This is a genomic window from Pseudomonas sp. CCI1.1 (assembly GCF_034348165.1).
Taxonomy (GTDB): domain Bacteria; phylum Pseudomonadota; class Gammaproteobacteria; order Pseudomonadales; family Pseudomonadaceae; genus Aquipseudomonas; species Aquipseudomonas paracarnis.
The window spans coordinates 4,099,164-4,120,587 of record NZ_CP133780.1; the positions used below are offsets into that span (position 1 = coordinate 4,099,164).

General features: G+C 59.7%; 19 protein-coding genes. 7 read left to right on the forward strand and 12 right to left on the reverse strand.

Annotation, left to right across the window (positions count from 1 at the left end; translation table 11 throughout):
- Window positions 1-28: 28 nt before the first annotated feature.
- Window positions 29-601: a DUF2780 domain-containing protein gene (locus RHM69_RS18590; RefSeq protein ID WP_020302147.1), complete on the reverse strand. Its 573-nt coding sequence runs from the start codon at window positions 599-601 to the stop codon at window positions 29-31.
- A 136-nt stretch (window positions 602-737) separates the two neighbouring features.
- On the opposite strand from RHM69_RS18590, the gene RHM69_RS18595 reads away from it, so the two are divergent.
- A complete protein-coding gene (locus RHM69_RS18595; RefSeq protein ID WP_019817428.1) occupies window positions 738-1,196 on the forward strand; it encodes an anti-sigma factor domain-containing protein in 459 nt (152 codons plus the stop codon).
- Window positions 1,197-1,414: 218 nt separating this feature from the next.
- Here RHM69_RS18595 and ltrA read toward each other — a convergent pair whose 3' ends face one another.
- The 9 genes from ltrA to RHM69_RS18640 form a co-directional block, all read right to left on the reverse strand.
- Window positions 1,415-2,836, reverse strand: coding sequence for a group II intron reverse transcriptase/maturase (ltrA, locus tag RHM69_RS18600; RefSeq protein ID WP_011805433.1), 1,422 nt, complete (start codon window positions 2,834-2,836; stop codon window positions 1,415-1,417).
- Window positions 2,837-3,311: 475 nt separating this feature from the next.
- Window positions 3,312-4,511, reverse strand: coding sequence for a formaldehyde dehydrogenase, glutathione-independent (gene fdhA, locus RHM69_RS18605; protein ID WP_200600088.1), 1,200 nt, complete (start codon window positions 4,509-4,511; stop codon window positions 3,312-3,314).
- 183 nt (window positions 4,512-4,694) lie between these two features.
- On the reverse strand, window positions 4,695-5,552 hold the full coding sequence (gene purU / locus RHM69_RS18610) for a formyltetrahydrofolate deformylase (RefSeq protein WP_014720231.1): 858 nt from the start codon (window positions 5,550-5,552) through the stop codon (window positions 4,695-4,697).
- A gap of 10 nt (window positions 5,553-5,562) precedes the next feature.
- The gene (locus RHM69_RS18615) at window positions 5,563-6,195 is read right to left on the reverse strand and encodes a sarcosine oxidase subunit gamma (RefSeq protein ID WP_003194852.1); all 633 of its coding nucleotides are present in this window, start codon (window positions 6,193-6,195) and stop codon (window positions 5,563-5,565) included.
- 136 nt (window positions 6,196-6,331) lie between these two features.
- On the reverse strand, window positions 6,332-9,349 hold the full coding sequence (locus RHM69_RS18620; RefSeq protein WP_019817431.1) for a sarcosine oxidase subunit alpha: 3,018 nt from the start codon (window positions 9,347-9,349) through the stop codon (window positions 6,332-6,334).
- A complete protein-coding gene (locus RHM69_RS18625) occupies window positions 9,346-9,648 on the reverse strand; it encodes a sarcosine oxidase subunit delta (protein ID WP_003194855.1) in 303 nt (100 codons plus the stop codon). The genes RHM69_RS18620 and RHM69_RS18625 overlap by 4 nt, the downstream gene beginning before the upstream one ends.
- A gap of 15 nt (window positions 9,649-9,663) precedes the next feature.
- A complete protein-coding gene (locus tag RHM69_RS18630; RefSeq protein WP_003176546.1) occupies window positions 9,664-10,914 on the reverse strand; it encodes a sarcosine oxidase subunit beta in 1,251 nt (416 codons plus the stop codon).
- A 22-nt stretch (window positions 10,915-10,936) separates the two neighbouring features.
- A complete protein-coding gene (gene glyA, locus RHM69_RS18635) occupies window positions 10,937-12,190 on the reverse strand; it encodes a serine hydroxymethyltransferase (RefSeq protein ID WP_020302144.1) in 1,254 nt (417 codons plus the stop codon).
- A gap of 236 nt (window positions 12,191-12,426) precedes the next feature.
- Window positions 12,427-13,155: a TraX family protein gene (locus RHM69_RS18640; protein WP_014720234.1), complete on the reverse strand. Its 729-nt coding sequence runs from the start codon at window positions 13,153-13,155 to the stop codon at window positions 12,427-12,429.
- A 90-nt stretch (window positions 13,156-13,245) separates the two neighbouring features.
- Between RHM69_RS18640 and RHM69_RS18645 the strand changes: the two genes are divergently transcribed.
- The 3 genes from RHM69_RS18645 (at window position 13,246) to RHM69_RS18655 (ending at window position 15,345) form a co-directional block, all read left to right on the forward strand.
- Window positions 13,246-14,286, forward strand: coding sequence for a threonine aldolase family protein (locus RHM69_RS18645; RefSeq protein ID WP_014720235.1), 1,041 nt, complete (start codon window positions 13,246-13,248; stop codon window positions 14,284-14,286).
- Between the two features lie 193 nt (window positions 14,287-14,479).
- Window positions 14,480-14,680, forward strand: coding sequence for a hypothetical protein (locus tag RHM69_RS18650; RefSeq protein ID WP_014720236.1), 201 nt, complete (start codon window positions 14,480-14,482; stop codon window positions 14,678-14,680).
- 131 nt (window positions 14,681-14,811) lie between these two features.
- Window positions 14,812-15,345, forward strand: a complete 534-nt coding sequence (locus RHM69_RS18655; protein ID WP_020302143.1) for an REP-associated tyrosine transposase — start codon at window positions 14,812-14,814, stop codon at window positions 15,343-15,345.
- Between the two features lie 216 nt (window positions 15,346-15,561).
- On the opposite strand, the gene gbcB is transcribed toward RHM69_RS18655, so the two are convergent.
- A complete protein-coding gene (gbcB, locus tag RHM69_RS18660) occupies window positions 15,562-16,662 on the reverse strand; it encodes a glycine-betaine demethylase subunit GbcB (RefSeq protein ID WP_014720237.1) in 1,101 nt (366 codons plus the stop codon).
- 282 nt (window positions 16,663-16,944) lie between these two features.
- Between gbcB and gbcA the strand changes: the two genes are divergently transcribed.
- The 3 genes from gbcA (at window position 16,945) to RHM69_RS18675 (ending at window position 20,579) form a co-directional block, all read left to right on the forward strand.
- Window positions 16,945-18,240, forward strand: coding sequence for a glycine-betaine demethylase subunit GbcA (gene gbcA / locus RHM69_RS18665; protein WP_014720238.1), 1,296 nt, complete (start codon window positions 16,945-16,947; stop codon window positions 18,238-18,240).
- 854 nt (window positions 18,241-19,094) lie between these two features.
- Window positions 19,095-19,307 (forward strand): prepilin-type N-terminal cleavage/methylation domain-containing protein, encoded by a 213-nt coding sequence (locus RHM69_RS18670; protein ID WP_014720239.1) that lies wholly within the window; start codon window positions 19,095-19,097, stop codon window positions 19,305-19,307.
- 51 nt (window positions 19,308-19,358) lie between these two features.
- The gene (locus tag RHM69_RS18675) at window positions 19,359-20,579 is read left to right on the forward strand and encodes a lytic polysaccharide monooxygenase (RefSeq protein ID WP_038451788.1); all 1,221 of its coding nucleotides are present in this window, start codon (window positions 19,359-19,361) and stop codon (window positions 20,577-20,579) included.
- Between the two features lie 73 nt (window positions 20,580-20,652).
- On the opposite strand, the gene RHM69_RS18680 is transcribed toward RHM69_RS18675, so the two are convergent.
- A complete protein-coding gene (locus RHM69_RS18680) occupies window positions 20,653-21,423 on the reverse strand; it encodes an electron transfer flavoprotein subunit beta (RefSeq protein ID WP_322255308.1) in 771 nt (256 codons plus the stop codon).
- Between the last annotated feature and the right edge of the window lies 1 nt (window position 21,424).

Below are 21,424 nucleotides of genomic sequence, written 5' to 3' on the forward strand. Positions count from 1 at the left end.
GTTATAAAAACGACCTTTGCGCAGGTAACTAGCTACCGGTTCCCCAGGCTTGAGCCAATTTGCCCAATACGGAGCTGCTGGCGCCCTCGCCGCCGAGGTATTTCAGGATTACCGGGGCAAACTGGCCGATCATGCCGCTGTCCATGCCCAAGGCGCTGAAGGCGGTGTTCAAGTCATTGGTGCTTTTCACATTGCCCAATAGGCCGTCCAGGCCGCTGGTCTTGCTGCCGCCGGTTTGGCCGAGCATCCCGCTCAGGGCACCGAGGCTGCCCAATGCGTTATTACCTGACAACTTGTCGAGACCCGGCACAGTGCTGCTCAACTGCGAGAAGTCGTTGCCGCTGAGTTTGTTCTTGGCCAGGCCCAGCATGGCGCCCGTGCCGCCCACCGCTTGCTCGGGGGTGATGTTCAGTTGCGAGGTCAAGGCCGTCAGCAGGTCGGCCGTCTCCGACGTAGGCGCGGCGGCAGCGGCCTTGTTGTTGCCACCCTGCATGCCGGAAATGGCGTTGGCTGCATCGCCAAGGCTGAAACCTGCTGCGAACACCGGGCCAGCGGCCACGGTCAACAGGCAGGACAGGGCAAAACCGCGTGAAATCTTCATCGAAACAACCTCTGGGTATAGGGGTAAAAGCAGGCGTTGGACTGGGTAACCCGTCGGTTGTTCCGGAGCCCCTCAGGAACCCATCGAGGATAAGCGGGTCCATGAACTGACTATAGAATTTGTCGAGAAGAGACTTATGACTGCGATCCAACCCCCAGTGATTGAGCACAAGCCTGCGTTCTGGAGCCGCCCTCGCCTGTTCATCGGCGCCTGCGTGGTGGTGGTTGCCGGTATCGGCGGCGCGCTCTACACCCAGGACAGCGTCAAATCCGCGGCGACATTGGTGACCACGACCCAACAGCCGGCCGCACAGATCATGGCCCACAAGGACTACCTGGAAGTAGAACCGATTGCCTCCACGGCACCAGCACCGGACCAGAGCCTTGAACTCTGGGCGATTCCCAAAGACGGCACACCGGTGTCCCTTGGACTGTTGCCGGAGGATGGCAAAGGCATCATCGGCCTGAACCCACGCCAACAGGAAACCATCAGCAAGCCGGTGGAATTGATGGTGAGCTCGGAAACCAAGGGTGGTTCGGTGAGCAAGCAGCCAACAGGCCCGACCGTCTACCAGGGTGCATTGGCCACTCGCTGATCGGGCCGCACACTCGTTTCAAACTGTGGGAGCGGGCTTGCCCGCGATGGCGGTGGGTCAGCGACATAGATGTCGACTGATTAGCCGCTATCGCGGGCAAGTCCGCTCCCACATTGGCTCATCAGTGCGTTGAAAATTGGCTCCAGGATCGAGTAGGAGGCGGATTCACATCCGCCGTCCTCTCACACCACCGTACGTACGGTTCCGTATACGGCGGTTCAGGTTATACGGTTAAGTCGGTTTATCGTATCCAGTATCGAGACCAGCCCGAGGCGGTCCCACAGCTTCTTCGGCAACGCCTGATTCATATGGGGCGCTCCCGAGTTCCACCATGGGCCTCGGCCATTGACTGCCGATTTCCACGCCCGCGCCGCATTAAGTCCCAAGCGTATCAAGTTGCGCGCCCTCGTAGAGGGCCGCTTCCATTGACGCCAGACGATACAGCGAAGCTTGTGACGCACCCAGCCGTCCAATTCCTCAAGTGGCCGTCTGCTCTGGCTCAGCTTGAAGTAGCCCGCCCATCCGCGCAGCACGGGGTTTATCCGCTCGATGACAGTCGCCACCTTGTGGCCCCGCGCTTTACGTAGCAGCTCTCTGAGCCGGTCGCGCAAGCGACCCAGGCTCATCGTCGCCACTCTCAGTCTCGGTTGCTGATGCCAGCTCATCCCGTAACCCAAGTAATCACACATCCAAGACCCGGCTACTCGGCTCTTATCCCGATTCAGCGTTAGTTTCAGGCGCTGATTCAGGAAGCGCTCAACACTGGCCATCACTCGTTCGCCAGCACGAGGGCTGCGCACATAGATGTTCGCATCGTCGGCATAACGCACGAAGCGATGACCCCGCCGTTCCAGCTCGCGGTCGAGTTCGTTGAGCAGGATGTTCGACAGCAACGGCGAGAGCGGGCCGCCTTGCGGCGTCCCTTCCTGCCGTCGGCTGGCGATCCCACCCGACATCTCACCGGCTTGGAGGTACCGCCGGATCAGTCTGAGCACGCGTTTATCTACGATTTGGCGCGCCACGTACGCCATCAGGAGATCGTGGTTGACCCGGTCAAAGAATTTCTCAAGATCGAGTTCCACGCACCAGCGATGCCCTGCCGCCACATGGGCGCGGGCTGTCTCGATGGCTTGGTGGGCGCTTCTGCCCGGACGGAAGCCGTAGCTGTAATCCGAAAACAGCGGGTCGAAGATCGGCGTGAGCTGTTGCAGCAGTGCCTGTTGGATCAGGCGATCCACGACGCAGGGAATGCCCAGTTGTCGGGTGCCGCCTTTGGGTTTGGGGATGTCGACGGCGCGTACACCTTGCGGGTGGTATTCGCCGGCCAGCAACCTCCTCTGGAGGATCGGCCAATACTGATTCACGTAGTCCGCCAAGTCGTCGACCGTCATGCCATCGGCACCCGGCGCGCCCTTGTTGCTGACCACGCGCTGATACGCACGTCTGAGGTTGGCCGGTGCAAGCACCCGCGCCATCAGCGTGTCCGGCTCCGCGTTCGTCCACGTCACAGATGCCGTCGATACCTTTGCGCTGTCAGCCGTCATCCTCGGATTCTGTCCGGGACTCGGAGTCACAGTCTTCTCTTGGAGAAATTTCTGCATTTCGGTATTCAACGAGACTCTGACGCCTACTGGCGGCATAACCTGTTCGGCCCTTGGTGGCGCGGTTATTCGCCACTTACTACGGCTTCGGCTGACTTCTGCACGCTCATCCCATCGCCTCTCGACGCTCGGTAGCACACTGGCAAACGTGCAGATCTCCCAGGGTAATTCGCGCGACCTTCCTGCTTATGCCTGTCGGATCTACGTCACAGCGTTCCGTGCAAGTATTGGGCTTTGAAGATTTTGGCCTTCTTACCCCGCTGCGCCGCCTCTATCCGCTTCCTGTTCGTCAGGCCAGCATTTTGCCTCGGGCTTCCTTCAGATTCGCAGTCACCCGCGACACCCTTGCCTCTGGCTAACACTTCCCCTTGCCGGGTGTGTAGAGGACTTTCACCTCCCAGTCACCAGCGTGGCCACCACAGCCAAGCTGGTTGCGCTTGCGCGCAACGCGCCATGCCTGGCGCACCAACGAATAAGGGCGACCCATGGGTCGCCCTTTTCATTTGGCCAATGCTTATGCAGCGCTGAACAACTTGTGCGGATCAATCACAAACTTCTTCGGCACACCCGCATCGAACTCGCCATACCCGCGTGGCGCATCATCCAGGCTGATCACCTGCACACCGACGATTTCGGCGATGTTGATACGGTCCCACATGATCGCCTGCATCAGTTGACGGTTGTACTTCATCACGGGCGTCTGCCCGGTATGGAAGCTGTGGGATTTGGCCCAGCCCAGACCAAAGCGGATGCTCAGGCTGCCCATTTTCGCAGCGGCATCGACCGCACCTGGATCTTCAGTCACGTACAGACCTGGGATACCGATCTTGCCCGCCACGCGCACCACGCCCATCAGCGAGTTGAGCACCGTGGCAGGGGCTTCGGCCTTGACGCCGTCGTGGCCGTGGCCGCGTGCTTCAAAGCCCACGCAGTCCACGGCGCAGTCCACCTCCGGCTCGCCGAGCAACGCGGCGATCTGTTCGTGCAGCGGGGTGTCAGTGGACAGGTCGACCACTTCAAAACCCTGGGCCTTGGCGTGGGCCAGACGGATCGAGTTGACGTCGCCGATGATCACCACCGCTGCACCCAGCAAGCGAGCGGAGGCGGCAGCCGCCAGACCCACCGGGCCGGCACCGGCGATATAGACAGTGCTGCCTGGGCCGACGCCGGCAGTAACAGCGCCGTGGTAGCCGGTGGGCAGGATGTCGGAGAGGCAGGTCAGGTCACGGATTTTCTCCATGGCCTTGTCGCGATCCGGCAGTTTCAGCAGGTTGAAGTCGGCGTACGGCACCAGCACGTACTCGGCCTGGCCACCGGTCCAGTCGCCCATGTCGACGTAGCCATAGGCACCACCGGCACGGGCCGGGTTGACGGTCAGGCACACGCCGGTGTGTTGTTCCTTGCACGAGCGGCAGCGCCCGCAAGCAACGTTGAACGGCACGGAGACCAGGTCACCGATTTTCAGGTTCTCTACGTCGCTGCCCTTCTCGACCACTTCACCGGTGATTTCATGCCCCAGCACCAGGCCGGTCTGGGCCGTGGTGCGGCCGCGCACCATGTGTTGGTCGGAGCCGCAGATGTTGGTGGAGACCACGCGCAGGATGACGCCGTGCTCAATCTTCCTGCCGCGCGGGTCCTGCATTTTGGGATAGTCGATTTTCTGTACTTCGACCTTGCCGTTGCCGAGATACACGACACCACGATTACCAGACATGCTTTCACCTCGCTGTTGTTTTTATGGAACTGCGTTGCCCTTGGGGCAGCGCGTTAAGTGCTCGGGTACAGATGCTGTTTCTTGTGTTGCTTGTAAGGGCCTCATCGCAGGCAAGCCAGCTCCCACCGTGGATCGGGTTCACACATCCAGGAATGTGGGAGCTGGCTTGCCTGCGACAGCGATCTAAAGAACGACGGTGCGATTGGCATTCAGGAACACCCGCCGCTCGATGTGATACCCCACCGCTCGCGCCAATGTGAGCCCTTCGATATCCCGCCCCTTGGCAATCAAATCTTCGGGATAGTGGCTGTGATCCACCACCTCCACGCCTTGGGCGATGATCGGCCCTTCATCCAGATCGTTGTTGATGTAATGCGCCGTTGCGCCCACCAGTTTGACGCCCTTGTTGTACGCCTGGTGATAGGGCTTGGCGCCCTTGAAGCCCGGCAGCAACGAGTGGTGAATGTTGATGGCCTTGCCGTCCAGCTTGCGGCACAGCTCTGGTGACAGCACTTGCATGTAGCGCGCAAGGATGACCAATTCGGCGCCGGTGTCTTCAATCACCTGCCACACCTGACGTTCCTGGGACGGTTTATCGTTGGGGTCCAGTGGGAAATGGTAGTAGGGAATCTGGTGCCAGTCGGCCAACGGTTTGAGATCAGGGTGGTTGGACACCACCGCGACCACGTCCATCGACAATTGGCCGATGCGCTGGCGGTACAGCAGGTCGTTCAGGCAGTGATCGGCCTTGGAGACCATGATCACCACTTTGGGCCGGTAGTTCGGCGCCGTCAGTTCGAAGATCATGCCAAACGCTTCACCACGGGTCGCCAGACCTGCGCGAAAGGCTTGCTCGTCGAAACCGTCGGGCTGGCGGAACTCCACACGAATGAAAAACCGGCCAGAAAGGCGGTCATCGAACGAATGGTGCTCGGTGACGTAGCAGCCCTGCTCGAACAGGTAGCGGGTGACCGCGTCCACCGTGCCGAGCACGCTGGGGCAGTCGGCGGTCAAAATCCATGTATCGGGTGCGCGGCTCATGGGCGATTCCTCAGGCTTGAACGCTCAAACCGAATTCGGCCGAGGCATCCTGCAACCACAACCACCAGTAATCCGAGAAGCTGCGGCGGATCAGCAGTTCCCAGGTGTCTTCAGCCGTATGACGGATCACCAGTTGCGACTTGGCGAACACCGTACCCACGGCTTTGCCAACCGGGAAGTTGTTGGGGTGTACGTCGTAGCTGGTGGACTTCATCAGCACATCGCGCACGTTAGGGCCGCTCAGTTCAAGAATCTGCTGGCCGCCGCTGACGTTGACGATCTGGATATGCAGGTCGCCCAGGGCGGCACGCAGGTTCTGTTCGGCGGCGAATTCTTCACCGCTCGGCACGATCAACAGCCACTCGTCCGGGCCGAGCCACTGAAGGCTGGTTTCACCTTTGAAGACCACACTCAGCGGGCCGGGCAGTTCAATGCCGACGGCCTTGTGTACGCCAGCGGCGAAGGCGGCGTCGTGGCCATCGCCACGGATAGTCAGGTGGCCGAGGAGTTTCTTTTCACGCACGGTCACGCCGGCATTCTTGCGGCCCTTGCCGACCAGGCTGGCGAGGTCGGCATGGTGCAGCGACGACTCGGCCTTGGCGCCGGTGGTGGGGCGTTGTTGGTAAACATTGGCTGCTGTCATAAAGCACCTGTTCTGAATTCTGTTGATCGTTCCCACGCTCTGCGTGGGAATGCCGCCATGGACGCTCTGCGTCCGCCCTTGGGGCGCAGAGCGCCCCGGAATGCATTCCCACGCAGAGCGTGGGAACGATCAGGTGTCAGACGTTCTGCCGATCACCTTTGGGGTCAAAGAACACCGAAGACACAATCTCGGCTTCGATCACGCTGCCATCCGCTTGCGGCGAGAACACTCGCTCACCGATGCGCTTCAAGCCGCCCTTCACCACACCCATGGCAAACGAATAGCCCAGGGAGTTATGCGCATAACTTGAGGTAACGTGACCCACCATCTTCATCGGAATCGTCTGCTTCGGATCGAACACCAACTGCGCGCCTTCCGGCAGCCACACGTTCGGGTCGATCGGCTTGAGCCCCACCAACTGCTTGCGCTCTTCACGCACGCAGTCTTCACGGTTCATCCCGCGCCAGCCGATCCACGAGAACGGCTTGGTCCGGCCAACGCACCAGCCCATGTTCAGGTCGTCCGGGGTCATCGAGCCGTCGGTGTCTTGCCCGACGATGATGAAGCCCTTCTCGGCGCGCAGTACGTGCATGGTCTCGGTGCCGTACGGGGTCAGGTTGTACTGTTTGCCGGCCTCGACGATTTTTTCCAGCACGCCCATGGCGTAGTCGGCCTGCACGTTGACCTCATACGACAACTCACCGGTAAACGAGATACGGAACACCCGTGCCGGCACGCCACCCACAAGGCCTTCCTTCCAGGTCATGAACGGGAAGCCGTCCTTGTCCAGGTCGATGTCGGTGACTTCACTGAGCAGCTTGCGGCTGTTGGGGCCCGACAGGGTCATGGTTGCCCAATGGTCGGTGACCGAGGTGAAGTACACCTTGAGGTCCGGCCATTCGGTCTGCTGGTAGATTTCCAGCCACTGCAGCACGCGGGCGGCGCCGCCGGTGGTGGTGGTCATCAGGAAGTGGTTGTCGGCCAGACAGGCAGTGACGCCGTCGTCGAAGACCATGCCGTCTTCCTTGCACATCAGGCCGTAGCGCGCCTTGCCCACGTCGAGCTTGGTCCAGGCGTTGGTGTAGATACGGTTGAGGAACTCGCGGGCATCCGGGCCCTGAATGTCAATCTTGCCGAGGGTGGACGCGTCCAGCAGGCCGACGCTGTCACGCACCGCCAGGCATTCGCGCTTCACCGCGGCGTGCAGGTCTTCACCGTTGCGTGGGAAATACCATGGGCGTTTCCACTGGCCGACGTCCTCAAACTCGGCGCCGTTCTTCACGTGCCAGGCCTGCAGGGCGGTGTAGCGTACCGGCTCGAAGATATGCCCACAGTGACGGCCCGCTACGGCGCCGAACGTCACCGGCGTGTAGTTGGGACGGAACATGGTGGTGCCCATCTGCGGGATAGTCACGTTCAACGAACGGGCCGCGATGGCCAGGCCGTTGACGTTACCCAGCTTGCCCTGGTCGGTGCCGAAGCCCAGCGCGGTGTAGCGTTTGACGTGTTCCACCGACTCGAAACCTTCGCGGGTCGCGAGTTCGATGGCGGCCGCGGTGACGTCATTCTGAAGGTCGACAAATTGCTTCGGCGCCCGTGCAGTGGCTTTTTCGTGGGGCACCTGGAACAGCGCCAGGGTCGGTTCTTCCAGACGGCTCAAGGCTTTTGGCAGCGTGCCTTCAACCGGGGCAAAACCGGCTTCGCTGGCTGCACGCACGCCGCCTTCAAAGCCATCGGCGAGGGAATCGCCAAGGCCGTAGACACCGTTGATGCCGCCCACGCACACGCGTTTTTGCGGTGCTTCGCCGGGTACAAACCCGAGGATATCTTCACGCCAGGTCGGTTTGCCGCCCAGGTGCGAGGCCAGGTGCACCACCGGGCTGTAACCGCCGGAGCTGGCGACCAGGTCGCAGTCCAGCCACTCGCCGGGGCTGGTGACTTTGTGCGCCTTGACGTCGATGGCTGCCACACGGGCACCGGTCACGTGCTTACTGCCACGGGCCTCGATCACGGCGCTGCCGGTGAGGATGCGAATGCCTTTGGCGCGAGCTTCTTCAACCAGAGCCCCGCGTGGGTTGTGGCGCGCATCGGCCACCGCGACAACGGTGAGGCCCGCATCGAACCAATCCAGCGCAACGCGGTAGGCATGATCGTTGTTGGTCGACAGCAGCAGCTTTTTACCCGGTGCCACGCCGTAGCGACGCACGTAGGTAGACACCGCACCCGCGAGCATATTGCCCGGCACATCGTTGTTGCCGTACACCAGCGGACGCTCGCACGCACCGGTGGCCAGCACCACACGCTTGGCGCGTACGCGGTGAATACGCTGACGCACCACGCCAATCGGCGCACGGTCACCGAGATGGTCGGTGAGACGCTCGTGAATGGTCAGGAAGTTATGGTCGTGGTAACCGTTGACGGTGGCGCGGGGCAGCAGCACCACGTCCGGCAGGGCTTTCAATTCGGCAATGACGCCGGCAACCCATTCAGTGGCGGGCTTGCCGTCGAGGCTTTCGCGGGAATCGAGCAGCGAACCACCGAACTCTTCCTGCTCGTCGGCGATGATCACCCGAGCACCGCTGCGCGCAGCGGCCAGCGCAGCCGCAAGGCCCGCAGGGCCTGCGCCCACGACCAGCACGTCGCAATGACGGTTGAAGTTGTCGTAGGTGTCCGGGTCGTTCTCGGTGGGCGAGCGACCAAGGCCCGCCGCCTTGCGGATGTACTTCTCGTAGGTCATCCAGAACGATTGCGGGTACATGAACGTTTTGTAGTAGAAACCCGGCGGCATCAGCTTACCGCCGACCTTGCCGAGAATCCCCATCATGTCGTTGTTCACGCTCGGCCAGCCGTTGGTGCTGGTGGCGACCAAGCCCTGGTACAGCGCCTGTTGGGTGGCGCGCACGTTGGGGATCTGAGTGGCTTCGGTGGCGCCGATCTGCAGCACCGCGTTCGGCTCTTCGGCGCCGGCGGCAAAGATGCCCCGTGGGCGCGAATACTTGAAGCTGCGGCCAATGATGTCGACACCGTTGGCCAGCAGGGCGGCAGCCAGGGTGTCGCCTTCAAAGCCCTTGTAGCTCTGACCGTTGAACGTAAACGTCAGGACTTTATTACGGTCGATGCGGCCACCGTTGGACAGGCGATTGATCTGGCTCATACCTTCTCTCCAGAGGCCTTGGCGGTGAACTGAGGCTTCTCACCGATCTTGTAGGTTTCAAGAATTTCGTAGGTCACAGTGTCGCGGGTGGCGTTGAAATACTGACGGCAACCGGCGGCATGGATCCACAGTTCGTGGTGCAGCCCACGCGGGTTATCGCGGAAGAACATGTAGTCGCCCCACTGCTCGTCGGTGCAGGCATTCGGGTCCAGCGGGCGCGGGATATGCGCTTGGCCGGACGCGTGGAATTCCTCTTCGGAGCGCAGTTCGCCACAGTGAGGACAGAAGATATGCAACATAGGGAATTTCTCCTGTTAGTGGGCGACGGCCGCAGCGCCGTGTTCGTCGATCAACGCACCGTTGTGGAAACGGTCGATGGAAAAAGGTGCGGCCAGTGGGTGCATTTCACCCTTGGCCAGGCTGGCGGCAAACACGTTGCCTGAGCCTGGGGTGGCCTTGAAGCCGCCCGTACCCCAACCGCAGTTGAAGAACATGTTCGGTACCGGGGTCTTGGAGATGATCGGGCAGGCATCCGGCGTGGTGTCGACGATGCCGCCCCACTGGCGGTTCATGCGCACCCGTGACAGCACCGGGAACATCTCGACGATGGCCTGGATGGTGTGCTCGATCACCGGGTACGAACCGCGCTGGCCGTAACCGTTGTAGCCGTCGATACCGGCGCCGATCACCAGGTCGCCCTTGTCGGATTGGCTGATGTAACCGTGCACGGCGTTGGACATGATCACGCTGTCGATAATCGGCTTGATCGGCTCCGACACCAGGGCTTGCAGCGGGTGGGATTCGATCGGCAGGCGGAAGCCCGCCAGCGAAGCCATGTGCCCGGAATTACCGGCAGTCACCACACCGACACGCTTGGCGCCGATAAAGCCCTTGTTGGTTTCCACGCCGATGCACACGCCGTTTTCCTTGCGGAACCCGATCACTTCGGTCTGCTGGATCAGGTCCACGCCCAAGGCATCGGCAGCACGGGCAAAGCCCCAGGCCACGGCATCGTGACGGGCCACGCCGCCGCGACGTTGCACGGTGGCGCCGAGCACCGGGTAGCGGGTGTTCTTCGAGCAATCCAGGTACGGAATCTCGTCGGCCACTTGCTGGGCATTCAGCAGCTCGCCGTCCACACCGTTGAGGCGGTTGGCACTCACGCGGCGTTCGGAATCACGGATGTCCTGCAGGGTGTGGCACAGGTTGTACACGCCACGCTGGGAGAACATCACGTTGTAGTTCAGGTCCTGGGACAAACCTTCCCAGAGTTTCATGGCGTGTTCGTACAGGTGCGCCGACTCGTCCCACAGGTAGTTGGAACGCACGATGGTGGTGTTGCGCGCGGTGTTACCGCCGCCCAGCCAGCCTTTCTCGACCACCGCCACGTTGGTGATGCCGTGTTCCTTGGCCAGGTAGTAGGCGGTCGCCAGACCATGCCCGCCGCCGCCGACGATCACTACGTCGTAGACCTTTTTCGGGGTCGGCGTGCGCCACATCTTCTGCCAGTTTTCGTGATGGCTGAGGGAGTGCTTGAAGAGGCCGAAGCCTGAGTAGCGTTGCATAGTCATTACTCCAAAACCGCGCTCAGCGATAAACCGGGAAATCAGCGCACAGGGCAGACACGTGCTTGGCCACGTTGGCCTCGACGTCGGCGTCGCCGAGGTTGTCGAGGATGTCGCAGATCCAGCCGGCCAGTTCGACGCACTGCGACACCTTGAAACCACGGGTGGTCACCGCCGGGGTACCGATGCGCAGGCCCGAGGTCACGAACGGCGACTGCGGGTCATTGGGCACCGCATTTTTGTTGACGGTGATGTGGGCGCGACCCAGAGCGGCATCCGCCTCTTTGCCGGTGAGGCCTTGGCGGATCAGGCTGACCAGGAACAGGTGGTTGTCGGTGCCGCCGGAGACCACATCGTAGCCACGCTTGATGAACACTTCGGCCATGGCCTGAGCGTTATCGATCACTTGCTGCTGGTACGCCTTGAAGCCGGGCTCGAGCGCTTCCTTGAAGCACACGGCCTTGCCGGCGATCACGTGCATCAGCGGGCCGCCCTGGGCGCCGGGGAATACCGCAGCGTTGAGTTTCTTTTCGATTTCTTCGTTGGCCTTGGCCAGGATCAGGCCGCCCCGTGGACCGCGCAGGGTTTTGTGGGTGGTGGTGGTGACCACGTCGGCGTAAGGCAGCGGGTTCGGGTACAGGCCAGCGGCAACCAGGCCGGCGACGTGGGCCATGTCGACGAACAGCAGCGCGCCAACCTTGTCGGCGATCTGACGAAAGCGTGGGAAATCCAGGGTCTTGGAGTAGGCCGAGAACCCTGCCACGACCATCTTCGGCTTGTGCTCGACCGCCAGGCGCTCGACTTCGTCGTAGTCGATCAGGCCCGTGTCGGTATTGATGCCGTATTGCACCGCGTTGTACAGCTTGCCCGAGGACGACACTTTGGCGCCGTGGGTCAGGTGACCGCCGTGGGCCAGGCTCATGCCCAGGATGGTGTCGCCGGCATTGATCAGCGCCAGGTACACGGCGCTGTTGGCGGAGGAACCGGAGTGCGGTTGCACGTTGGCGTAATCGGCGCCGAACAGCTGCTTGGCGCGTTCGATGGCCAGGGCTTCGACCTTGTCCACATGTTCGCAGCCGCCGTAGTAGCGCTTGCCCGGGTAGCCTTCGGCGTATTTGTTGGTAAGGCCACTGCCTTGAGCTTCCATCACGCGCTTGCTGGTGTAGTTCTCCGACGCGATCAGCTCGATATGATCTTCCTGGCGCTGCTCCTCGGCATTCATCGCCGCCAGCAGTGCGTCGTCATATCCCTGGATCTGGTCTTGTTTGCTGAACATCGCGTCTCTCCCAGCCTTTCGTATTGTTGAGGCCCTCGCAGGGCCCTTTGATGCGATGGTAGGGCTGGCGCGTGCGGGCCAAATGCCTGCGCACGCCACGCAAAGGTGCGTTTACGACATGGACTGAAGAATGTGCAAACGCTTGTGTGCGAGCTGGCTTGCCTGCGATGGCATCGCTGCGGTGCAACTGGCAGACCAAGGTGTGTGCATCGCAGGCAAGCCAGCTCCCACAGGGGTTAGGCGATGATCTGGCGGATGAGTAGCAGCAGCAAGAAATGCAGTGGATATAAGGCATAGGCCCAACGCCGCATCGCTGGTGGCGAGACATTTTTGGCATGTCGCAACAAGACCAAACCCACCCATGGCGCAATCAGGCATGTTGCCAACCCCAACAGCGCCACCGGTGTGCCGCTATTCAGCAAAATCTGCCATTGGTTGGCGGCAACACAAACCAAGCCTGGAAGCACACTGAAATACCAAGGGCGACTGAACACCAGCAACATCGCCACGGGCAGCAACACACCGAAAAAACCGAACATCAAATGTGTCGCAAACGCCCCCGCGATACTGAGCGCTAACAGCGCTAATCCTCGATCAAAAAGCGCCTTTTGCTGCCAACCTCGGGCAACCAGCAAACCTAACACCAAAGTCGGCAGCACGTTCAACGTATCGGCGTCCTCGATAAATAGCCGATATGGCACTTCGCTGATCACGCTGAACAACAGCAACCAACCCAGGTAGCGCCAATGGCCGGTCACTGGGACGTAACGGACACGATGCACATTGGCCGCAATCGCCAGGCAAAACCATGGAAACGCCAGACGCCCCGGCACGTATAGCCCATCCAGGCTCAGCCCCACATAGCGCAGATGATCGAGCACCATACTCAACAGCGCCAGCCACTTGAGCAGATCCAAAGCGCCATCTCGGACAGGTCCGACAGGCAAGGTGTGAGTACCGTGCATAATTCCCCAACGACTTTGCATTTACAGTGCGTGCGTGCCCCCGGCAATCTTGGGTAAAGTGCGCACCAACATCGACCACAGGAACGGGCCATGACCGACAAGAGCCAACAATTTGCCAGCGACAACTATTCCGGCATCTGCCCGGAAGCCTGGGCCGCCATGGAACAAGCCAACCAGGGCCATCAACGCGCCTACGGCGATGATGAATGGACCCACCGCGCCGCCGACGGTTTCCGCAATCTGTTCGAGACCGACTGCGAGGTGTTCTTCGCCTTCAACGGTACGGCTGCCAACTCCCTGGCGCTGTCCTCGTTGTGCCAGAGCTACCATAGCGTGATTTGCTCGGAAACCGCCCACGTCGAAACCGACGAATGCGGCGCGCCGGAGTTTTTCTCCAACGGCTCCAAACTGCTGGTTGCCCGTACCGAGAACGGCAAGCTGACCCCGGAGTCGATCCGCGAAATCGCCCTCAAGCGCCAGGATATCCATTATCCCAAGCCGCGCGTCGTGACCCTGACCCAGGCCACCGAAGTCGGCAGCGTGTACACCCCGGAAGAAATCCGCGCCATCAGCGCCACCTGCAAGGAACTGGGACTGAACCTGCACATGGACGGCGCACGCTTCGCCAATGCCTGTGCATTCCTGGGCTGCTCACCGGCCGACCTGACCTGGAAAGCCGGCGTCGACGTGCTGTGCTTTGGTGGTACCAAAAACGGCATGGCGGTAGGTGAAGCCATCCTGTTCTTCAATCACAAACTGGCTGAAGACTTTGACTACCGCTGCAAACAGGCCGGTCAGCTGGCGTCGAAAATGCGCTTCCTTTCTGCGCCATGGGTGGGCCTGCTGGAAAATGACGCGTGGCTCAAGCATGCACGCCACGCCAACCATTGCGCGCAATTGCTCAGCAGCCTGGTGTCGGATATTCCCGGCGTGGAATTGATGTTCCCGGTACAGGCCAACGGCGTGTTCCTGCAACTCTCGGAACCCGCGATTGCAGCGCTGACCGCCAAGGGCTGGCGCTTCTACACCTTCATCGGCAAAGGCGGTGCGCGCTTCATGTGTGCGTGGGATACCGAGGAAGAGCGTGTGAGGGAATTGGCTGCCGATATTCGGGAAGTAATGAACGCTTAACGTACGAATTCGGCCAGTTGGTACTGGCCGATTGCCGAGACTGTTTTTTGATATTTCCGACCGCTACGTAGCTCGCTTTCATTGTCTAGCCTCTTGTTACCCGCAAGGAAAACGCAGCGATAACTGCCGCCTTTCGGGTTTCATCGCCAGCCGAATAATCGGCCGCAAAGGCACATCAATGGAGAGTTTTATCATGGAATATCAAAGTAATGGCAACACACTGCAAAGCGGCGGCGGCACTAGCACCACGGTCATAGACTGGGACGAGTTCAGGAAACACGCCAAGATCGGGGACACCATTCAGGAGCCCTCAAGGACGTTGACCATCTACGACAAAGCCTACGAATTGACAAACTCAGGCCAGCACTTCGTTGTTCATATCTATGCCCAATAACTGTTAACGCCTAAGCGCCGCGTCGCAGATTCATGGCCTGCGACGCGACGCTGAATCATGATCGTTCCCGCGCTCCGCGTGGGAATGCCTCCTCGGACGCTCCGCGTCCACCCGAAATCAAGGATGAACACGTGGGCAGAAGCCGCTATGTCATCACCGAACCCGAAAAACCCCACTTCCTCACCTGCACTGTCATGGAATGGCTCCCCCTCTTCACCTGCAACTACCTGGTGGACCATCTTCTGGATTGCTGGCGATATCAACAAAGCAACCACGCTTTAAACTTGTTTGGTTACGTCATCCTGGAAAATCACTTGCACTTTATTGCTCAAGCGCCAGATCTGGGAAAGTGCGTCAGCCAATTCAAATCCTTCACCGCCCGAACCATCATTGACGACCTGCAAAGCAAAGGCGCGGAGCGGGTATTGCAGCGCCTGCGTTTCTGCAAGCGTGCACACAAGACAGATCGTGTTTATCAACTGTGGCAGGAAGGTTCACATGCGGAGTTGGTTTACAGCGAGGCAGTCATGCGCCAGAAGCTTGATTACATCCATCACAACCCCATAAAGCGGGGCTATGTGGACCTGGCTGAACACTGGCGTTACTCCAGCGCGCGCAACTATGCAGGTATGCCAGGCCTGATCGACATCCAACCTTGGCTCTGAAGATCCGCGTGCCCCTTCCCTTACGACGGGACGCGGAGCGTCCCAGGTGGCGTTACCACGCAGAGCGTGGGAACGAGCATGTGCCTGCTGCCGGGAAGATCGCTCCCGCGCTCCGCGTGGGAATGCAGCCCGTGACGCTCCGCGTCACACCCTCAATGCGGCCGGACGCGGAGCGTCCTGGCCGGCGTTACCACGCAGAGCGTGGGAACGAGCAGATCAGAATTCGATGCGTACATCACCCTTCGGCACACTGCAGCACGACAGGATGTAGCCTTCAGCCTCGTCTTCTTCGGTAATCCCGCCGTTGTGCTCCATCTCCACTTCGCCGCCCAGTTTCATCACCTTGCACGTACCGCAGATGCCCATGCCGCAGGCCTTGGGGATCAGCAGGCCGAGCTTGGCCGCTGCGGCATGCACCGTTTCCCCCGGTGCCACGCGAATGCTTTTGCCGGACGCGATAAATTCCACTTGATGCAGGTCTGCCAGGTCGATCTCCGGCGCATCCGCCGCTTGCTCGGCCTGCTCCACCGCATCGGCACGGGCTTCGGGCGGCGTCGCGCCAAACGATTCCTCGTGATAACGGGTCATGTCGAAACCGGCAACTTCCAGCAAACGCTTCACCGCGTTCATGTACGGCGTAGGGCCGCAGCAGAACACTTCGCGCTCCAGGAAGTCCGGCACCATCAGCTCCAGCATCTTGTGGTTCAGATAGCCGCGATACCCGGCCCAGGGTTCGCCCAGGCCGTGTTTTTCGCAAATCAGGTGCAGGCTGAAGTTGTCGATCCGCGACGCCATGTGCTCCAGCTCGCGGTGATAGATGATGTCCTTGGGCGAGCGGGCGCTGTGGATAAACGTCATGTCGACGTTCGCGTTGGTGTCGTAAAACCAGCGCGCCATGGACATGACCGGCGTGATCCCAACGCCGCCGCTGAGGTACAGCACTTTCGGGCTTGGGAAGTCGATGGCATTGAACAGCCCGACCGGGCCGTGCACCGCCAACTCCTGGCCTTCGTGCAAAGTGTCGTGCAGCCAATTGGAAACCCGGCCGCCCGGTACGCGCTTGATGGTCACCGAGAAGCTGTAAGGCACCGACGGTGAGCTGGAAATGGTGTACGAACGCATGATCGGCTGGCCTTCGATTTCCAGCTCCAGGGTGACGAATTGCCCCGGCTTGAAAAAGAACAGGATCGGCTGATCGGCCATAAAACAGAAGGTGCGCACATCCCAGGTTTCCTGGATGACTTTGACGCAGCGGACGATGTGCCGACCATTGGCCCAGGTCTGGGTGGTTACCGGATTCAGGAAATTATTGGACATGTTGTTCTCCACCGCCGACGTCGGCCTTATGGTGGCGATTCTGCGTAACGCGAGAACCACCCATTTACCTATCTGCGACATTCACATACTTACGGCGACCAGCCCCCAAAGACAGGGGCTTGCGCGTCGGGATCAGATTGGGCCATGTCGCCCATGGATAAGGTTCGACGTTACGCCGGGCCCACACTCGCTCCCAACAAAGACGCGTTCTTTACGCCTTGCACAGCACCAACCGTAGCCACTATTCGCCGGCCACACAGAATGGCCATGAGGACACACACGATGGACGTCACCGCAACCTTAAGCTTGGGCGATCCGCTGGAACCCGCACGCAAGGCCACCGCGCAAATGCTGCAAGAGCGCGAGCGCACTTTTTCGCTGCCGCAGCCGTTCTACTCTGATGAGCGGCTGTTCGATATCGACATGCAGGAGATCTTCCAGAAAGAGTGGTTGATCGCCGGCATGACCTGCGAAATTCCTACCAAGGGCAACTACCTGACCCTGCAAGTGGGCAAGAACCCAATCATCGTGATCCGGGGTGCCGATGGCGTGGTGCATGCGTTTCACAACGTGTGCCGCCACCGTGGTTCGCGCTTGTGCACCAGCGAAAAGGGCAAGGTCGCCAAGCTGGTTTGCCACTACCACCAGTGGACCTACGAGCTGGACGGCCGCCTGCTGTTCGCCGGCACCGAGATGGGCGCCGATTTCGACATGAAGCAGTACGGTTTGAAGCCGGTGAACGTGAAGACCGCTGGCGGCTATATCTTTATCAGCCTGGCCGAAAACCCGCCGGCCATCGATGACTTCCTGTCGACGCTCAGCCATTACATGGAGCCCTACGACATGGAGAACACCAAGGTGGCGATCCAGACCACCTTGTTCGAAAAAGCCAACTGGAAGCTGGTGCTGGAAAACAACCGCGAGTGCTACCACTGCAACGCGTCGCACCCGGAGCTGCTCAAAACCCTGCTGGAATGGGACGACGTCACCGACCCACGTGCCGACCAGGCGTTCAAGGACCACGTAGCCGCCTCCGCCGCCGCCTGGGATGCCGAGAAGATCCCTTACGCCCACGCCAGCTTCGGCCTGCGTAACCGGATTGTGCGCATGCCGCTACTCAAGGGCACCGTGTCGATGACCCTGGATGGCAAACAAGGTTGTGCCAAGCTCATGGGCCGCATCAAGAACCCGGACCTGGGCTCGATGCGCATCCTGCACCTGCCGCACTCCTGGAACCACTGCATGGGCGACCACATCATTGTGTTCACCGTGTGGCCCATCAGCGCCCAGGAAACCATGGTTACCACCAAGTGGATCGTGCACAAGGACGCCGTGGAAGGCGTGGACTACGACGTGGAACGCATGCGCCAAGTGTGGGACGCCACCAACGACCAGGACCGCCGCCTGGCCGAAGAGAACCAGCGCGGGATCAACTCCACCGCTTACCAACCCGGCCCGTACTCCAAGACCTATGAATTTGGCGTGGTGAATTTTGTGGATTGGTACAGCGAGCGCATGCTGAGCAACCTGGGTGCGGCGCCGGCGCCTTATCTCAAAGGCGTAGCTGCTCACGAATAACGCTTGTTTGGGAGCGGGCTTGCCCGCGATGGCATGGTGTCTGTCAAAGTCTGTATTGGCTGATAGACCGCTATCGCAGGCAAGCCAGCTCCCACATTTGAACAGATTAGCTGTTCAAAATTCGATCAGCTCTGATACAGCCCTTTACCACCCTGCCCTCCAGCCTTTACCCAACAACTTATCCACAAAGCCACCCACAGCAATTGTGGGCAATTGCGTCGTGGACGAAAATTAAATCAAGAAAATCCGTGACTTATTCAAACTTCCGGGTTTCAGCTCAAGCTGATCATTTATTGATCAAACCTCCAAGAGCCTTGTTTGGCGTGGCTTGCAGCGGTAAGCGAACACCTTATCCACAGATGCGCCAACAGACTTTGGGGGCAACTTTGTCTGGGCTGTGGAAAACCACCTAAAGTCGCTATTTCCGCGGGTCATGAGACGTTTTAAGGGTTAAATACAGTGTTTTGGTGATTTTTTAACCAACCCTCTGTAGGCCTCGTATTACCTGGCCTACAACGGATAGCGAACATCTTATCCACAGATCCGCCAACAGACTTTGGGGGCAAGTTATAAAATCCGCTTAGCTTTATCCACACCAAAACCCTAGAGAAAACCGCCACTTAGCCTGATCATTTTTCAGCCAATAGCGCACAGACCTTTAAATACGTGCCCTGCGGACAAACACAAACACCTTATCCACAGGCACGTGCACAGCGATTGTGGGTAATTGCCCGCTTGTCCGTTCCTTGTGCGGAAACGCTCAAATTTAAACTTCATCTACACTCTTTCTTGCAGTTATATCCATTGGCCCAGGTGAGTACAGAAGTCCTTGGCGCAAAAGAGGAGATAGACCGGTGACGTGGCAGGGCAATCCCAGCCATCACCGCGCCAAAGGTTTTACGCTGATTGAATTACTACTGACGCTGGCCTCACTGGCCACGCTTTCGACAGTGGCTTATCCGCTGACGGCGCTGATGGGTCAACACATTCGGGAACTCGACTTGCAGCGTTCGCTGCGAGACATTCGCTATGCCATCGATGCTTACAAAACGCTAACAACACACTGAGCGTTCCAGCAGTTCGGAACTTGTTTGTCTGAATTGAAGGTGGACTAGAGCATGAATAATTTACAGCAACATACGAACGTTCTCATCAAGTGGCTGCTGGCAGCGGTGCTTCTGGCCCCCCTGTTGGTCATGGCACACGGTGCCGTCGATGAGCCGGTATCACGCCAGGTTCATTGCAAAGCGCTTCCAGATTTCTGGTCGGGAAACCCCAGCGATCCAGGATGCGCGGCGTTAGCCAAAACAAGCGGACAGTATCCAGGCCAGCAATGGAATGAAGTTGCCCATTTAATTGCTGCCCCGGGGTATAACGACCCGGAAATCGTTAAAAAAGCAGTTCCAGATGGGCAGCTATGTTCAGCAGGTGACAAGAAGAAAGACGGCCTTAACTTGGTGTCAAATGATTGGTACCGGACGGACGTCACGCCTCACGACGGTAAAATGAACGTTCGCATCATCGGTACGGCCCCTCACGTCCCCAGTTTTGCAAAGGTATTCCTGACAAAACCTGGCTTTGATCCGACCACAGCACCGCTGACCTGGAATGATTTGGTCCTTATCCATACCGAGCAACTGACAGTCGCTCAAACCGACTGGGGCACCAGGCCGCCTGCCATTTCGTCTTCGGGGTACTTCAGATTTCCAGTGCCTATCCCTGCAGAACAATTCGGCAACGCGACCCTCTTCGTGCAATGGCAACGAATTGACCCGGCCGGGGAAGGATTCTACAACTGCAGTGATATCAATATTATCGGGGCAGGCGTTCCCGAGCGGTGGTTTGATCTGGGGCAATTCATCGATGCCGTCATGAAAGACCTCACCCCAGGAAACGCCGTTCACTTCCGTATTCTGGACAACACGCCACAAGCGAAAGAGGTCGTAGACATTACCCTGCCCATTGACGCAAACAATCTGGACGCGAAGATATGGGGCCCGCAACTGGCCAATCAAATCCCTTCAAGCATCGCCAAAGTAGGGGAAAAAGACGGCAATGACATTGTGTTCAACACGGCTGATCCGCAGGTCAATTCGGTATTCGTACAGGTCAAGGGTTACTCCAAGGCCATGGCGATAGTCGAAGCGGGCGGTGGGGAATACCCCGCGTACGTGCCGAACAAGAGCCCCCCTTACAAGCCACGTGACGTTGTATCTAACAAGGGCGCCAATTATGTGTGCAAACCCTACCCAAATAGCGGCTGGTGCTCGCAATCACCCAGCTATTACGAACCTGGTGTAGGCAGCCAATGGAACGATGCGTGGGATAAGAAAGACTGAGAAGTAAAATGTCTGTTGCGAGACAAACGCTGTGGTGTATACAGCGTTTGCCTCGCTATCTTTTCAGAAGAGCTTAGCGAACCACGCCTTCCTCTATCAGCAACTTGAGAATCGCCTGCGCGCCCTCTTCGGCGCTGACGCCCTTGAGCACCTGCCCCCCACCCCCACTGGCCTTGGCTGTGGCAGCTTTCATACGATCGGCGCCGCTCTTGGCCTTGATCACCTTGAGGCGCTTGGGCCGCGGTTTGGCCGGTTGCAGCAGTGCGTCTGTGAATAACTCATCCTGTTCAATCTCGACGTCATGGGCTGCCAACTCACCCCGTTGCGCCGGGCCGTAGGCGCTCTGGCGTGGTTTGGGCGCGGCGTTATCCACAGTGGCAAGAAACGGCAGGCGCACCTTCAAGCGCCGCCGCTGGCCGCGAGGCAGCGCCTGCAGCATCAGGGCTACGCCGGCGTCGATGGACTCCACCTGCGCCAGCCCCACAATCAGCGGCCAGCCCAGTTGTTCGGCCAACAGGAACGGCAGCATCCCCGAACCTTCGCCGGTTTCTGCCTGGCTTCCGGTCAGTACCACTTGGGCGCCCGCGTCGCGCAGATACTCGCTGAGCACCGGCAACGCATCGGCGCCCGCCGGCTGTTCGAGTACCTGCAGTTGCGGCAGGCCCCTGCCCAGGTAGCTGCGCAGGGTCGGCTCGCTGACATCACCCGCGTGCAGCACCTGCAACTTATCCCCAGCCAGTTGCAGCCCCAACTCTACCGCGCGCGCGTCCTGCTCGGCACGGCGTGGACGCCCGGAGGTGGGGTGAGCGCCGATGGACACCAGGCTGAATACAGTGTTGGTCATG